The organism is Burkholderia sp. LFS061, from assembly GCF_047978125.1.
Classification (GTDB): Bacteria; Pseudomonadota; Gammaproteobacteria; order Burkholderiales; family Burkholderiaceae; genus Burkholderia; species Burkholderia pyrrocinia_C.
Genome location: NZ_JBFPFS010000001.1, coordinates 54,924 through 69,554, shown reverse-complemented (window position 1 = coordinate 69,554; position 14,631 = coordinate 54,924). Strand labels below are relative to the sequence as shown.

Genomic DNA, 14,631 nt, shown 5'->3' with positions numbered 1-14,631 from the left:
TCCTTTAACGGACGGTTCGTCATGCCTATCATTCGATCGATGCGCGTCCTCGACGTGCGCTTTCCGACCTCGCGCCAGCTCGACGGCTCCGATGCGATGAATCCGGACCCCGATTATTCGGCGGCCTACGTCGTGCTCGAAACCGACCGCGACGGGCTCGAAGGTCACGGGCTCACGTTCACCATCGGGCGCGGCAACGAAATCTGCTGCGCGGCGATCGACGCGATGCGCCACCTCGTCGTCGGCCTCGACCTCGACTGGATCCGCGAGGACATGGGTCGCTTCTGGCGGCACGTCACGTCGGACAGCCAGTTGCGCTGGATCGGCCCCGACAAGGGCGCGATCCATCTGGCGACCGGCGCCATCGTCAACGCGGTGTGGGATCTGTGGGCGAAGGCGGTGGGCAAGCCGCTGTGGCGGCTCGTCGCCGACATGAGCCCCGAGGAGCTGGTGCGCGCGATCGACTTCCGCTACCTGACCGACTGCCTGACGCCGGACGAAGCGCTCGACCTGCTGCGCCGGCAGGCGCCCGGCAAGGCCGCGCGGATCGCGACGCTGGAGCGCGACGGCTACCCGTGCTACACGACGTCGGCCGGCTGGCTCGGCTACAGCGACGACAAGCTGCGCCGGCTGTGCCGCGAGGCCGTCGACGCGGGGTTCGACTACGTGAAGCTGAAGGTCGGCGCGAACCTCGAGGACGACATCCGCCGCGTGACGATCGCGCGCGAGGTAATCGGTCCGGATCGCAAGCTGATGATCGATGCGAACCAGGTGTGGGAAGTCGACGAGGCGATCGACTGGGTGCGCGAGCTCGCGTTCGCGCGGCCGTGGTTCATCGAGGAGCCGACGAGCCCCGACGACGTCGAAGGGCATCGCAAGATCCGCAAGGCGATCGCGCCCGTGCAGGTCGCGACCGGCGAGATGTGCCAGAACCGCGTGCTGTTCAAGCAGTTCATCGCGCGCGGCGCGATCGACGTCGTGCAGATCGACGCGTGCCGGCTCGGCGGCGTGAACGAGATTCTCGCGGTGATGCTGATGGCCGCGAAGTACGGGCTGCCCGTGTGCCCGCATGCGGGCGGCGTCGGGTTGTGCGAGTACGTGCAGCACCTGTCGATGATCGACTACGTGTGCATTTCCGGCACGAAGGAAGGGCGCGTGACCGAATACGTCGATCACCTGCACGAGCATTTCGTCGAGCCGTGCGTGGTGCGCGGCGCGGCGTACATGCCGCCGACGGCGCCCGGCTTCTCGATCGAGATGAAGCCCGAATCGCTGGAGCAGTACCTGTTCCGCGGCTGAAGCACGGCGACGCACGTTGCACGACGCGCGTCGTGCGCGGCGACAACATGAACGACGGAGACGCGAAGTGGATTTGAACCTGCAAGACAAGGTCGTGATCGTGACCGGCGGTGCCTCGGGCATCGGCGCCGCGATCTCGATGCGGCTCGCCGGCGAAGGCGCGATTCCGGTGGTGTTCGCGCGCCACACGCCCGACGACGCGTTCTGGCGCGAGCTTGTACAGAAGCAGCCGCACGCCGCGTGCGTGTCGGTCGAACTGCAGGACGACGCGCAATGCCGCGATGCGGTCGCGCAGACCGTCGCGCGTTTCGGCCGCATCGACGGCCTCGTCAACAACGCGGGCATCAACGACAGCATCGGCCTCGACGCCGGGCGCGACGCATTCGTCGCATCGCTCGAACGCAACCTGATCCACTACTACGTGATGGCGCACTACTGCGTGCCGCACCTGAAGGCGGCGCGCGGCGCGATCGTCAACATCTCGTCGAAGACGGCGGTCACCGGGCAGGGCAACACGAGCGGCTATTGCGCGTCGAAGGGCGCGCAGCTCGCGTTGACGCGCGAATGGGCCGTCGCGTTGCGCGACGACGGCGTGCGTGTGAACGCGGTGATCCCGGCCGAAGTGATGACGCCGCTTTACAGGAACTGGCTCGCCGGCTTCGACGATCCCGATGCGAAGCTCGCCGAAATCGCCGGCAAGGTGCCGCTCGGCAAGCGCTTCACGACGGCCGACGAGATCGCCGATACGACCGTGTTCCTGCTGTCGGCGCGCGCATCGCACACGACGGGCCAGTGGTTGTTCGTCGATGGCGGTTATACGCATCTCGACCGCGCGATCGGCTGAATGCACCGGAATCCCGACCCCATGCAACCCGACCCGAACCTGAACGCCGCGCCGCCGCTGATTGCGTTGAGCGGCATCGGCAAGCGCTTTCCGGGCGTGCAGGCGCTCGACGACTGCCGTTTCGACCTGCATGCCGGCGAAGTGCATGCACTGATGGGCGAGAACGGCGCCGGCAAATCGACGCTGATGAAGATCCTCGCGGGCGTGTATCAGCGCGACGACGGCGAAATCCTGATGGAGGGTCGTGCGGTGGAGATCGCTGACCCGCGCACCGCGCAGGCGCTCGGGATCGGCATCATCCATCAGGAACTGAACCTGATGAACCACCTGAGCGTCGCGCAGAACATCTTCATCGGCCGCGAGCCGCGCGGCCGCTTCGGCGTGTTCGTCGACGAAGACAAACTGAACCGCGACGCGGCCGCGATCTTCCAACGGATGCGGCTCGATCTCGACCCGCGCACGCCGGTCGGCCGACTGACGGTCGCGAAGCAGCAGATGGTCGAGATCGCGAAGGCGCTGTCGTTCGACTCGCGCGTGCTGATCATGGACGAGCCGACCGCCGCGCTCAACAACGCGGAGATCGCCGAGCTGTTCCGCATCATCCGCGATTTGCGCGCGCACGGCGTCGGCATCGTCTACATCTCGCACAAGATGGACGAGCTGCGCCAGATCGCCGATCGCGTGACCGTGATGCGCGACGGCAAGTACGTCGCGACAGTACCGATGGCGGAAACGTCGATGGACGCGATCATCGCGATGATGGTCGGCCGCCAGCTCGATGCGGAGCACCGCACGCCGCCCGATACGTCCGCGAACGACGTCGCGCTCGAAGTGCGCGGGTTGTCGCGCGGCCGCGCGATCCGCGATGTCGGGTTCACGCTGCGGCGCGGCGAGATCCTCGGCTTCGCGGGGCTGATGGGCGCGGGCCGCACCGAGGTCGCGCGCGCGGTGTTCGGTGCGGACCCGGTCGACGCGGGCGAGATCCGCGTGCACGGCAAGACCGTGACGATCCGCACGCCGGCCGACGCGGTCGCGCACGGAATCGGCTACCTGTCCGAGGATCGCAAGCACTTCGGGCTCGCGGTTGGGATGGACGTGCAGAACAACATCGCGTTGTCGAGCATGCGCCGTTTCGTGCGCCGCGGCATGTTTCTCGATGCGCGCAAGATGCGCGACACCGCGCAGGCGTACGTGCGGCAGCTCGCGATTCGCACGCCGTCGGTCGCGCAGCCCGCGCGGCTGCTGTCGGGCGGCAACCAGCAGAAGATCGTGATTGCGAAATGGCTGCTGCGCGACTGCGACATCCTGTTCTTCGACGAGCCGACGCGCGGCATCGACGTCGGCGCGAAAAGCGAGATCTACAAGCTGCTCGACGCGCTCGCCGCGGACGGCAAGGCGATCGTGATGATCTCGTCGGAACTGCCCGAGGTGCTGCGCATGAGCCACCGGATTCTCGTGATGTGCGAAGGCCGCGTGACCGGTGAATTGCGCGCGGCCGACGCCACGCAGGAAAAGATCATGCAGCTCGCGACGCAGCGCGAGTCGACCGTATTGTCCTGATTCAGACGCTTACCCGATCATGTCCAACGATACGCATCACGTTCCGCCCCTCGCTTCCGGCGATTCGCCGGCCGGCGCATCCGGCTTCCGCGCCCGCTTCTTCAACCCGGCCGCGCGTCAGAAGCTGCTCGCGTTCGCGAGCCTCGTGCTGCTGATCGTGTTCTTCAGCATCGCGTCGCCGAACTTCCTCGAAGTCGACAACCTCGTCACGATCCTGCAGGCAACCGCCGTGAACGGCGTGCTGGCCGTCGCCTGTACGTACGTGATCATCACGTCTGGCATCGACCTGTCGGTCGGCACGCTGATGACGTTCTGCGCGGTGATGGCCGGCGTCGTGCTGACGAAGTGGGGGATGCCGCTGCCGCTCGGGATCCTGGCCGCGCTGTGCTTCGGCGCGCTGTCCGGCTGCGTGTCGGGCTTCGTGATCGCGAAGATGAAGGTGCCGCCGTTCATCGCGACGCTCGGCATGATGATGCTGCTCAAGGGGCTGTCGCTGGTGATCTCGGGCACGCGGCCGATCTACTTCAACGACACGCCGGGCTTCACGTCGATTGCGCAGGATTCGCTGATCGGCAACCTGATTCCCGCGCTGCCGATTCCGAACGCGGTGCTGATCCTGTTTCTCGTCGCGGTCGGCGCGTCGATCGTGCTGAACCGGACGATCTTCGGCCGCTACACGTTCGCGCTCGGCAGCAACGAGGAAGCGCTGCGGTTGTCCGGCGTGAACGTCGACGCGTGGAAGATCGCGGTCTACACGTTCAGCGGCGCGGTGTGCGGGATCGCCGGGCTCCTGATCGCGTCGCGGCTGAATTCCGCGCAGCCCGCGCTCGGGCAGGGCTACGAGCTCGATGCGATCGCGGCCGTCGTGATCGGCGGCACGTCGCTGTCGGGCGGCGCGGGCAGCATCGTCGGCACCATCATCGGCGCGTTCATCATGAGCGTGCTGACCAACGGCCTGCGCATCATGTCGGTCGCGCAGGAATGGCAGACCGTCGTGACGGGCGTGATCATCATCCTCGCCGTCTACGTCGACATCCTGCGCCGGCGCCGCCGCTGACGCGCAAGAGCATCCGCTTCACCGCCGGCCCGGCCGGCATCCCAGCAGATACCAACCAAGGAGACGCGAAGTGATCAGGAGCAAGGTGTTGAACGCGATCGTCGGGCTGACGTTCGCCGTCGGCGTGACGGCCGGCGCGCAGGCGCAGGAAACCTACATCCCGCTGATCTCGAAGGGCTTCCAGCATCAATTCTGGCAGGCCGTGAAATCGGGCGCGATGCAGGCCGCGAAGGACTACAAGGTGAAGGTGACGTTCGAAGGGCCCGAGACCGAGGCGATGGTCGACAAGCAGATCGACATGCTGTCGGCCGCGATCGCGAAGAAGCCGGCCGCGCTCGGTTTCGCGGCGCTCGACAGCAAGGCCGCGCTGCCGTTGCTGAAGAAGGCGCAGGCCGAGAAGATTCCGGTGATCGCGTTCGACTCGGGCGTCGACAGCGACATCCCGGTGACGACCGCCGCGACCAACAACAAGGCCGCCGCGTCGTTGGCTGCCGACAAGCTCGCCGCGCTGATCGGCGACGAAGGCGAGGTGGCCGTGGTCGCGCATGACCAGACGAGCCGCACCGGCATCGACCGCCGCGACGGCTTTCTCGAACGCATGAAGTCGGCGCACCCGAAGGTGAAGGTCGTGACCGTGCAGTACGGCGAAGGCGACCAGCTGAAGTCGACCGAGGTGACGAAGTCGATCCTGCAGGGGTATCCGAAGCTCAAGGGGCTGTTCGGCACCAACGAAGGCTCGGCGATCGGCGTGGTCAACGGCGTGCGCGAGATGAAGCGCAAGGTCGTGATCGTCGGCTACGATTCCGGCAAGCAGCAGAAGGACGCGATCCGCAGCGGGCTGATGGCCGGCGCGATCACGCAGAACCCGGTCGGGATCGGCTACAAGACGGTCGAGGCGGCCGTGAAGGCGATCAAGGGCGAGAAGCTGCCGAAGGTCATCGATACCGGTTTCTATTGGTACGACAAGACCAATATCGACGATCCGAAGGTCGCGGCGGCGTTGTACGACTGATTGCCGTGTCATGGCGTCGCCGCTCGCGGCGGGTAGCGGGCGCGGCGGCGCGTGACGGCATGTGACGGCGGAACACGAGGACATCATGGGCTCAGTGCGTATCGATTCCCATCAGCACTTCTGGCGTTATCGCGCGGCCGACTATCCGTGGATTGGCGCCGGCATGGGCGTGCTGGCGCGCGACTATCTGCCCGACGCGCTGTGGCCGCTGATGCATGCGCAGGCGCTCGGCGCGTCGATCGCGGTGCAGGCGCGTGCCGGGCGCGACGAGACGGCGTTCCTGCTCGATCTCGCGCGCGACGACGCACGCATCGCGGCAGTGGTCGGCTGGGAGGATCTCGGCGCGCCGCAGCTTGCCGACCGTATCGCCGAATGGCGCAGCCCGAAGCTGCGCGGCTTTCGTCACCAGGTGCAGGACGAAGCCGATGCGGGCGCGTTCGTCGCGGATCCCGGCTTCAATCGCGGCGTCGCGTGGCTGCAGGCGAACGGCTATGTGTACGACGTGCTCGTGTTCGAGCGCCAGTTGCCGGACGTGCGCGCATTCTGCGCGCGGCAGGATGCGCACTGGCTCGTGCTCGATCACGTCGGCAAGCCGGCGCTGGCCGAGTTCGAGCGCGACGAAACCGCGTTCGCGCGCTGGCGCGCCGAGCTGCGCGAACTGGGCGCGATGCCGCATGTCGCGTGCAAGCTGTCGGGGCTCGTGACCGAGACCGACTGGCGGCGCGGCCTGCGCGCGCAGGACGTCCGGCATATCGAGCAGTGCCTCGATGCGGCGCTCGACGCGTTCGGGCCGCAGCGGCTGATGTTCGGGTCGGACTGGCCCGTGTGCCTGCTTGCCGCGTCGTATGACGAAGTCGCGTCGATCGTCGAGCGCTGGGCCGAATCGCGGCTGTCGGCGGCCGAGCGCAACGCGCTGTGGGGCGGCACTGCCGCGCAGTGTTACGGGGTGGCGGCGTGAGTGCGCGGCTTCGTCGGACAACTGCCGGCGGGCACGGTGGCGTATCGATGGTTGCAGCCGCATCGATGCGCAGGCCGGCGCACAGGCGCCGGCATATAAAATAGGCGCGAACGGTCTGCGCGATTCGTCGGACCGAAACCGATTACCAGCGTCAAACGTATGTCCATCCAGCCGATTCAGAACCGCCGCCTCTACCAGCAGATCGCCGACAAGCTCAGTGCGATGATCGAGTCCGGTGATTTTCCGCCGGGCAGCTATCTGCCGCCCGAGCGCGAACTGGCCGAACGGTTCGGCGTGTCGCGCACGTCGGTGCGCGAAGCGCTGATCGCGCTCGAAGTGAGCGGGCTCGTCAGCGTGCGCGTCGGCGACGGCGTGAAGGTGCGCCATCCCGAAGCGGCAGTCGCGCCCGTGCCCGAACCCGAAGCGAAGGCCGCGCCTTTCACGATCGTCGAGATCGATCCCGAACTCGGCATCGCGCTCGACCTCGACACCGAAATCCCGCCGTTCGCGCTGTTGCAGGCGCGCCGCCTGATCGAACCGGAAGCCGCGTCGCTCGCCGCGCAGCACGGTTCGGACGAGCAGATCGAAGGGATCCACGAAGCGTTCCTGCGCAATCAGGACGACAACCGCAGCGGTTCGCTCACGCATCCGGGCGACCGGCTGTTCCATATCCGCATCGCGGAAGCGAGCGACAACCCCGCATATGCGTTGATGATCAAGCAGTTGCTCGCGCACAAGTACGACCCGATGTTCCAGCGGCTGCAGTCGCTGTACATGCCGAACGACATGCCGCACCGGTCGGAACTGGAACACCGCGCGATCCTCGACGCGATCCGCGCGCGCGACCCGGAGGCCGCGCGCCGCGCGATGGCCGACCATCTCGACGAAGTGATCCGCATCTTCGGCCGCGCGCTCGACTGAGCGCGTGCGTTGATCTTCTACGCGCTCGGAATCAGAAGCGGTCGGCGCGATAGGGCGCCGGATCGGTGAAGGGCGTCTCGCCCGTCATCATCTCGGCCAGCAGCCGGCCGGTGACGGGGCCGAGCGTCAGCCCGTGATGGTTGTGCCCGAACGAGAACCACAGCCCGCGATGCGCGGGCGCGGGGCCTATCACCGGGCGCATGTCGGGCGTGCATGGCCGGAAGCCGAGCCACGGCTGCGGGTCGAGCCGCTCGCCGAAGCCGAACACGGGCCGCGCGACGCGTTCCGCGCGTTCGAGCTGCACGCCGGTCGGCGGCACGCCGCGCCGCGCGATCTCGACGCCGGTCGTCAGCCGCAGCCCGCGCCGCATCGGCGCGATCACGTAGCCGTATTCGCGATCGACGATCGGCGCCGACGGCACGCCGCGCGCGGACGGCGCGTAGTGCATGTGATAGCCGCGCTTCTCGCGCAGCGGAATCTTGTAGCCGAACTTGCCGAACACCGTGTCGGACCACGGGCCGAGCGCGACGACGACGGCTGGTGCGGCAGCCGTGCCGTCCTGCGTGCTGACCTGCCAGCCGGGCGACAGCGCGTCGAGGCTCGCGGCGTCGCCGGTCAGCAGCGTGCCGCCGCCTTGCACGAAGAGCTGCGCGTACGCTTTGACGAGCGCGGACGGATCGACGACGCTTTTCGGATCGAGCCAGTGCAGCGCGCCGCAGAAGCCCGGTGCGAGGCTCGGTTCGTGCGCGAGCAGCGCGGCGGCATCGAGCGGCGTGATGCCGAGCCCGTGGCGGCGCGCGGTGAGTCCTGCCTCTGCCACGCTGCGTTCGAACGCGGCCGGCGTGCGAAAGGCTTCGAGCCAGCCGCTCGCGCGCACGAGTTCCCCGGCACCGGCCCGCGCGATCAGCGCGTCGTGTTCGACGACGCAGCGCTCGATCAGCGGCAGCATGTCGCGCGAGGCTGCCGCGTGACGCAGCGGCGCCGATTCCCACCAGAACCGCGCGAGCCACGGCGCGAACGCGGGCAGCGACGCACTGTGCCAGTAGAGATCGGTCGAGCGGTTCAGCGCATAGCGCATCAGCGTGAACGGGCTGCGCGGGAACGGATACGGTTCGATCGACGAGCGCTCGATCAGCCCCGCGTTGCCGAAGCTCGTGCCTTCGCCGGGCGCGCCGCGATCGACGAGGGCGACCTTGCGGCCGCGATCCTGCAGGTGCAGCGCGGCGGAGACGCCGACGATGCCGGCGCCGAGAACGATTACGTCGAAGTCCATCGGTGGTGGTGAAAGACAGTTAGCGGTGCGCTCGCCCGCAGTGCGGTGTGCGCGCCCAGGTTGGGGATCGTTCGAACCGCAAGCATACTCGCGGCGGCGTGGGTCACCAAGGGCAGGGTGCTACGCGACGGGACTCGAGCGGGTGTTGCGTGGCGCCTGAGGATCGGCCCGGCGAAGCGGAACAGTAGACTGCACCGGGGCCGGCATTTCACGGTGGCGCGCGATGATCGAGCGGTCGAAACGGGCCTGCGCGGCGGAGTTGAAGCGTTTCCGCGCGAACGGCAATGTCTGGATCGCGGCGGACGAGATGCCGGCCGGCATCGACGCGCCGGTGGCGTGGCGTGAATTGCTGCCGCCTCGGACCATGTATGTGTTTGCCGATCGGTGATGCGGATGTGGGCCGATGTCGTCGATTGTTTGCCGGCTGTCGCGCAGTTCTGCCGCAACACGCCCATGTGTTCGGCCGTCTTCGAGCGGGAGGGCGGCGATACCATGCTGCTTTATCCGTATTCGGGCGGGCGCGACGAGCTGAGTTTCTTTATCGGTTACTCGCCGTCAGGCGGTAACGCATGGCACCCGGGATGTGCTGCAAAACGATCTTGCGTACCGCCGGAGAGCATAGGAAATTTGAGCCGGCCGCGCGTCCAATCAGCTGGTCAATTTGCCGACGTCGAGACGGGATCGACGCCCGGTAACGCATTCGTCCGCATCGTCGCGCACAGCGCCGATTCCGCATACGTTTCGACGATTCTCGCGGGTGTTTCCCACTGGTTGGTCGCGCGACTTTGTACCTAAGATGAAGGAATCATGCGCGTGATACGGTGCCTGCGCGCGCATGGTTGAAGGCAGAGGGTAACGCCGGGGGGCAACGCCAGCGGATGTTTCCATCATGGATGCGAGAGTGTACGCGGCGGCTGCCAGTCTTGCGACTGCAACGACGCCAACGGGCGCGGCGGCAATCGCCGCGCGGACGACATCCGGCCGGCCCGGCCGGGTTGCCTCGCTGCGCCATGCGCTGATCGCAATCGTTTGCGTTCTCGGCGCGGCATTCGCCGTGCTCGCCGGGGCTCCCGCCGATGCGGGCGGCTCGCCTGACGCCGTGCGCATCGTCGCTGCCGCGAGCCCCGCCGATTCCGTCATTTCGTCACACGACTCCGCCGTGCGTCAGGTCGTGCTCGGCATCATCAGCTTCACGCGCTGGCCGACGACGCCCGTCCGCCTGCATCTGTGCGTCACCGGCCGGCCCGACTACGCGCGCGGCCTGACCGACACGCTGCAGGCCGGCTCGACGCTGCTCGACGTGCAGCGCGTCCGCTTCGACGATCGCTCGCTAGGCATGGCCTGCGACGTCGTCTACCTCGGCACCCTGAGCGACGACGAGAGGACGCGGGTGAGAGCGGCGGTGGCCGGCCATCCGGTACTGACGATCTCGGAACACGATCCGTCCTGCACCGCAGGCGGCATGTTCTGTCTCAATGTCGACGGCGAACGCGTGTCGTTCGACATCAATCTCGACGCCGTGGCGCGCAGCGGCGTGCGCGTGCACCCGAACGTGCTCAATCTCGCGCGACGGCCGGGGGCGCCATGACACGGTTCGCGCCTCACTTTTCTCCCCCGCGCGTGCCGCGCCCGACGCTGCAAAGCGTGTTGCGTCGCGCACATTTGCGCCTCGCGTTCGTTGCCGTCGCGATGGCCGCCGTGTCGTTGATCGTGGTCGCCGTGATCGCATTGCGCGCGTATGCCGGCAACAACCTGAACCTGCTGGCGCGCTCGCTCGGTTATACGGTCGAGGCGGCGCTCGTGTTCGGCGACCGCGTCGCGGCGAACGAGGCGATCGCGATGATTGCCCGCGATGAGGACGTCGCGCAGGTGGTGGTCACGGACAGCAGGGGCCAGCCGTTCGCGACGTGGCAGTTGCCTGCCGGAAACGGGGTCGCCCGGCTCGAGCGCGGCGTCGCCGACCTTGCGCTGCCGGGGCCCGTGACGGTTCCGGTGATGCACGACGGCATCATCGTCGGTCACGTCGTCGTGCGCGGCCGCGGGCACCAGTTCTTCGGCTTCCTGCTCGGTGGCGTGGGCGGCATTCTCGGTTGCCTGGCGGTCAGCGTGATCGGCGCGTACGTCAGCTCGAAGCGTCTGCTGCGCAACATCGTTTCGCCGCTGCGCGCGCTGATCAGCGTGGCGCACGCCGTGCGGCGCGAGCGCGCGTTCGCGCAGCGGGTCGAGCCCGTGGCGATCGCCGAGCTGAACGAACTCGGCGACGACTTCAACGCGTTGCTCGACGAACTCGAAGACTGGCAGAACATGCTGCGCGACGAAAACGCGTTGCTCGAATACAAGGCGACGCACGATGCGCTCACGGGCCTGCCCAACCGCGTGCAGTTCGAGTCGCGCCTGGCGCTTGCGCTCGGCGAAGCCCGGACGACGGGCCAGCGGGTCGGCATCCTGTATCTGGACTGCGACCGCTTCAAGGAGATTAACGATTGTCTCGGCCACGACGCCGGCGACGCGGTGCTGATCGGCATCGCCGAGCGACTGCGCGCGCAGGTGCGCGAGGCCGATCTGGTCGCCCGCCTGGGCGGCGACGAATTCGCGGTGATGCTGTCGTCTGTGCGCGATGCGGGCAGCATGTGTCGCATCGCCGATGAGATATTGTCCGGCATGGCGCCGTCGATCGAGTTGTCCGACGGCCGCATGGTGGCCACCATGATGAGTGTCGGCATTGCGCTGTATCCCGACCATGCGTCGGACGCGAGCGGCTTGCTGCGCACGGCAGATGCGGCAATGTACCGGGCCAAGCGTGCTCGGCCAGGATCGTGGCAGTTGGCCGAAGGAGTTGCGGGACCGGTTTGATTGATCGCTTCGCTCTGCGGGCGAGGCCGCGGCAGCGGATGACAAAAAGCGCGCCCAATGCGGGCGCACTCGAAGGGGATGCGAAATGAACAACTCGTTTCCTGTGAGCACGGGGCGGATGTGCGTCGCGAGCGCGCTGCTGCTGTGTTTGCTGCTGGGGGGCTGCAAGACACCGCCGCTTCATCGTGGGCTGACGCAGACGCAAGTCACGACGCTCAAGTCGGCCGGTTTCCAGGAGACCGAACAGGGTTTCGAGTTCGGCTCGGCCGGGCCGATCCTGTTCGATTTCGACCGCTATAACCTCAAGCCGGATGTGCGGCGGATCGTCGAGCGGATCGGGCGCACGCTCAGGTCGGCGGAGATCAACGGGGTTCGGGTTTATGGGTACTCGGATCGGGAGGGGGCGGATGATTACGACTTCGAGTTGTCGAGGCGGCGGGCCGAGGTCGTGGCGATCGAGCTTGTCGATGTCGGGCTCGATGCGAAGCGCATTGCGATCGTCGGGAAAGGGAAGCGCGATCCGGTGGGGGATAACCGGACACCGGCGGGGAGGGCGCAGAATCGGCGGGCGGCGATTGTGGTTTCGCCGCGGTGAGGAGAGGGGCGTCGCGCATGGGTACGCAACGATTGCGCGTGGGTCGTCTGCCGACATGCAAGCTGCTCAACCATGTTGCTGAAAGCGCGGATATCGGTACTTCATGGTGCGGTCAGTTGTAACTGTTTGCCATCATTGACACGCAGACACCCGAGCGCTTGCCCACAAGCAGCTGGCCTTTATGTTCGCGGCATGTGGCGCGGGTCATTGGCTGAAGCGTCGATTGAAGACCGGAGGCCGCTGGATAAATTCGAAACGAGATTTTCAGTTACCCGAATAGAATCGTTCCGCTCGATTTTTTGAACGCCGCATCGCGGTTTGGCGAACGCGGCGACGACCGGAACGTGTATGGCCATCGACCCCAAGGATTTGCTTCCGCACTTCGAACGCGAGATGGCGCTGCTGCGTCGTTCGATGCAGACGTTCTCGCAGCGTTTTCCTAAAATCGCCGCTCGCCTGGCGATCACGGGCGAGCATTCCGACGATCCGCACGTCGAACGTCTGTTGCAGTCGTTCGCATTGATGTCGTCGTCTCACGACGTCCGCCTCGAGGATGATGTTCCCGCGTTTACGCACGGCCTTCTCGATACACTGCACGGTGCGTTCCTGCGTTCATTTCCTTCCTGCGCGATTGCGCAATTTCATGGCGACCTGACCGGCAAACGGACCGGGCCCCATGTCATCCCGCGCGGCGAGCAACTGATCGCACCGGTCGGCCGGGAAGTATTTCGCACGACGGACGAAGTCACGATTGTGCCGCTGACCGTCTCGGCGGTGCGTTATGCAACGTCGGCGATCGCGCCGCGAGACGTCGCGTTACCCGCCGAAACTTCCGGTTTGCTGACCATCACGTTTGCGCTGACTTCGACGGAAGCCACGTTCGCGATCGTGCCGGACCGGTTGCGTCTGCACTTCACGGGCGCGCGCGAGATCGTCGCGGCACTCACGGACGCCGCCTTGCTTCTTGCCGTGCGAGGTTTCGTCGAGACGGACGATTCCGGGCGCTGGAAGCGTCTCCCGACCATGCCGTTCACGGCCGTCGGCCTCGAGCCAATCGACGCGCTGCTCGATATGCCGCATGACGATGCCCTCGGGCCATTTCATCTGCTGATGGAGTACTGCGCCGTTCCGGAACGTTTCGACTTTGTCGACCTCGACATGCGACCGCTCAAGCGGGCCGCGGGCGGCAGTCGTCGCGTCGCGCTGCACCTGGCGATCGCGGGCGTGCATCCGGACTCTCATCGCGCGCAACGCCTGGCCGCCGCGACGGCCGAGCATGTACGTTTGTTTTGTACGCCCGTGATCAACCTTTTCCCGGATGCCGCCGAGCCGATCGAGACTCGTCTCGGTTGCGCGTATTACCCGGTGAAGCCGCTTGCGCAGAAAAACGCGTCGCAGACGAACATCTGGTCGATCGACACGGTTCGTCAGACTTCCGACGCGGACACGTCGATCCTGGCACCGTTCCATTCGCTGCAGCACGGCATGGGCACCCATCCGGGGCTGTACTGGACCGTGTTGCGCGACGAGGCTCGGCGGGCGCCGAAGAAGCCCGTCGATCCCCAGGCCAAAGAGTCGGGCAAGAAACCGTCCCCGGACGAGATTGCCGACCTCCTCCATGGCGTCGAACTGGGACTGATCGACCGGGACGGCCAACCTGCCGATCCCGGGCGTCGCAAACTGGCGATCCGGCTGTCCTGTACCCAGGGCGACCTGTCCGGAATGCGGGAACGCGAACTGGCGTTGTGCGCGGGCGATCCGGTGGGGACGATCGCGCTGCTGAACCGGCCGACCCGGAGCCGGCCGCCCGCTTTCCGCTACGGAGAGCTGTGGAATGTATTGTCTTTGCTCGTGCCGCAGGCGATTCGCCTGGACAACGGCGGTCTGGCCCAACTGACGCGGCTCTGCGCCCGCTGGGCGGAATCCTCGGTCGACGCCGGGCGGCGCTTCGATGCGCTCGTCTCGTTGTCGACCGCGCGCGTTCGGCGCTGGCTGCCCGGCAAGCCTGCGTCGGCGTTCGTACAGGGGCTCGAAGTGCGGTTGGTGGTCGATGAGCAGCGTTTCGCCGGCTTCAGTCTTGGCGGGCTCGCGCACGTCATGGAGAGATGCTTCGCACCGCACGTGCCTGTAACAAGTTTCGTGCAGATTGTGCTGTTTTCAGCGCATACCGGTGCATTGCTTCGTCGCGGCCAACCCTGCTCCGGCGTCCAGCCGCTGGCCTAGTTTTTCGATTTTCGGGGCTCGAACGGAAACGTTTGC

At 66.8% G+C, this 14,631-nt stretch carries 14 protein-coding genes; 13 read left to right on the top strand and 1 reads right to left on the bottom strand.

What is annotated here, in order from left to right; all coding sequences use genetic code 11:
• Positions 1-21 precede the first annotated feature (21 nt).
• From ACNQQL_RS00355 to ACNQQL_RS00325, 7 genes are all read left to right on the top strand, one after another.
• Positions 22-1,299 (top strand): L-fuconate dehydratase, encoded by a 1,278-nt coding sequence (locus tag ACNQQL_RS00355; RefSeq protein ID WP_347062821.1) that lies wholly within the window; start codon positions 22-24, stop codon positions 1,297-1,299.
• 67 nt (positions 1,300-1,366) lie between these two features.
• Positions 1,367-2,143 (top strand): SDR family oxidoreductase, encoded by a 777-nt coding sequence (locus ACNQQL_RS00350; protein ID WP_347062820.1) that lies wholly within the window; start codon positions 1,367-1,369, stop codon positions 2,141-2,143.
• Between the two features lie 21 nt (positions 2,144-2,164).
• Positions 2,165-3,703 carry a sugar ABC transporter ATP-binding protein gene (locus ACNQQL_RS00345; protein ID WP_347062819.1) on the top strand — a complete coding sequence of 513 codons (1,539 nt, stop codon included), beginning with the start codon at positions 2,165-2,167 and terminating at the stop codon, positions 3,701-3,703.
• Positions 3,704-3,722: 19 nt separating this feature from the next.
• The gene (locus ACNQQL_RS00340; RefSeq protein ID WP_347062818.1) at positions 3,723-4,760 is read left to right on the top strand and encodes an ABC transporter permease; all 1,038 of its coding nucleotides are present in this window, start codon (positions 3,723-3,725) and stop codon (positions 4,758-4,760) included.
• Between the two features lie 70 nt (positions 4,761-4,830).
• Entirely contained in the window at positions 4,831-5,772 is a 942-nt protein-coding gene (locus ACNQQL_RS00335; protein WP_204421785.1) for an ABC transporter substrate-binding protein, read from the top strand.
• An 85-nt stretch (positions 5,773-5,857) separates the two neighbouring features.
• Complete coding sequence (locus ACNQQL_RS00330; protein ID WP_347062817.1) at positions 5,858-6,730, top strand: amidohydrolase family protein; 873 nt, start codon at positions 5,858-5,860, stop codon at positions 6,728-6,730.
• A gap of 159 nt (positions 6,731-6,889) precedes the next feature.
• The gene (locus ACNQQL_RS00325) at positions 6,890-7,651 is read left to right on the top strand and encodes a FadR/GntR family transcriptional regulator (protein ID WP_347062816.1); all 762 of its coding nucleotides are present in this window, start codon (positions 6,890-6,892) and stop codon (positions 7,649-7,651) included.
• A gap of 31 nt (positions 7,652-7,682) precedes the next feature.
• Here the strand turns inward: ACNQQL_RS00325 and ACNQQL_RS00320 are convergent, their stop codons facing one another.
• The gene (locus ACNQQL_RS00320) at positions 7,683-8,924 is read right to left on the bottom strand and encodes an NAD(P)/FAD-dependent oxidoreductase (RefSeq protein WP_204421782.1); all 1,242 of its coding nucleotides are present in this window, start codon (positions 8,922-8,924) and stop codon (positions 7,683-7,685) included.
• Between the two features lie 223 nt (positions 8,925-9,147).
• Between ACNQQL_RS00320 and ACNQQL_RS00315 the strand changes: the two genes are divergently transcribed.
• The 6 genes from ACNQQL_RS00315 (at position 9,148) to tssF (ending at position 14,595) form a co-directional block, all read left to right on the top strand.
• Entirely contained in the window at positions 9,148-9,312 is a 165-nt protein-coding gene (locus ACNQQL_RS00315; protein ID WP_347062815.1) for a hypothetical protein, read from the top strand.
• A gap of 5 nt (positions 9,313-9,317) precedes the next feature.
• The gene (locus ACNQQL_RS00310; protein WP_347062814.1) at positions 9,318-9,719 is read left to right on the top strand and encodes a hypothetical protein; all 402 of its coding nucleotides are present in this window, start codon (positions 9,318-9,320) and stop codon (positions 9,717-9,719) included.
• Between the two features lie 94 nt (positions 9,720-9,813).
• Entirely contained in the window at positions 9,814-10,512 is a 699-nt protein-coding gene (locus tag ACNQQL_RS00305; protein ID WP_347062813.1) for a YfiR family protein, read from the top strand.
• Positions 10,509-11,777 carry a diguanylate cyclase domain-containing protein gene (locus tag ACNQQL_RS00300; RefSeq protein ID WP_347062812.1) on the top strand — a complete coding sequence of 423 codons (1,269 nt, stop codon included), beginning with the start codon at positions 10,509-10,511 and terminating at the stop codon, positions 11,775-11,777. The genes ACNQQL_RS00305 and ACNQQL_RS00300 overlap by 4 nt, the downstream gene beginning before the upstream one ends.
• A gap of 85 nt (positions 11,778-11,862) precedes the next feature.
• Positions 11,863-12,372 (top strand): OmpA family protein, encoded by a 510-nt coding sequence (locus ACNQQL_RS00295; protein ID WP_204421778.1) that lies wholly within the window; start codon positions 11,863-11,865, stop codon positions 12,370-12,372.
• A gap of 348 nt (positions 12,373-12,720) precedes the next feature.
• A complete protein-coding gene (tssF, locus tag ACNQQL_RS00290) occupies positions 12,721-14,595 on the top strand; it encodes a type VI secretion system baseplate subunit TssF (RefSeq protein ID WP_347062811.1) in 1,875 nt (624 codons plus the stop codon).
• The last annotated feature ends 36 nt before the right edge of the window (positions 14,596-14,631 follow it).

What these genes read in the sequence shown, in the direction of transcription:
- ACNQQL_RS00325 (WP_347062816.1), top strand. Translation starts at nt 6,890, where the DNA reads ATGTCCATCCAGCCGATTCAGAACCGCCGCCTCTACCAGCAGATCGCC.
- ACNQQL_RS00330 (WP_347062817.1), top strand. Translation starts at nt 5,858, where the DNA reads ATGGGCTCAGTGCGTATCGATTCCCATCAGCACTTCTGGCGTTATCGC.
- ACNQQL_RS00345 (WP_347062819.1), top strand. Translation starts at nt 2,165, where the DNA reads ATGCAACCCGACCCGAACCTGAACGCCGCGCCGCCGCTGATTGCGTTG.
- ACNQQL_RS00320 (WP_204421782.1), bottom strand. Translation starts at nt 8,924, where the DNA reads ATGGACTTCGACGTAATCGTTCTCGGCGCCGGCATCGTCGGCGTCTCC.
- ACNQQL_RS00300 (WP_347062812.1), top strand. Translation starts at nt 10,509, where the DNA reads ATGACACGGTTCGCGCCTCACTTTTCTCCCCCGCGCGTGCCGCGCCCG.
- ACNQQL_RS00295 (WP_204421778.1), top strand. Translation starts at nt 11,863, where the DNA reads ATGAACAACTCGTTTCCTGTGAGCACGGGGCGGATGTGCGTCGCGAGC.
- ACNQQL_RS00340 (WP_347062818.1), top strand. Translation starts at nt 3,723, where the DNA reads ATGTCCAACGATACGCATCACGTTCCGCCCCTCGCTTCCGGCGATTCG.
- ACNQQL_RS00315 (WP_347062815.1), top strand. Translation starts at nt 9,148, where the DNA reads ATGATCGAGCGGTCGAAACGGGCCTGCGCGGCGGAGTTGAAGCGTTTC.
- ACNQQL_RS00355 (WP_347062821.1), top strand. Translation starts at nt 22, where the DNA reads ATGCCTATCATTCGATCGATGCGCGTCCTCGACGTGCGCTTTCCGACC.
- tssF (WP_347062811.1), top strand. Translation starts at nt 12,721, where the DNA reads ATGGCCATCGACCCCAAGGATTTGCTTCCGCACTTCGAACGCGAGATG.
- ACNQQL_RS00305 (WP_347062813.1), top strand. Translation starts at nt 9,814, where the DNA reads ATGGATGCGAGAGTGTACGCGGCGGCTGCCAGTCTTGCGACTGCAACG.
- ACNQQL_RS00310 (WP_347062814.1), top strand. Translation starts at nt 9,318, where the DNA reads ATGTGGGCCGATGTCGTCGATTGTTTGCCGGCTGTCGCGCAGTTCTGC.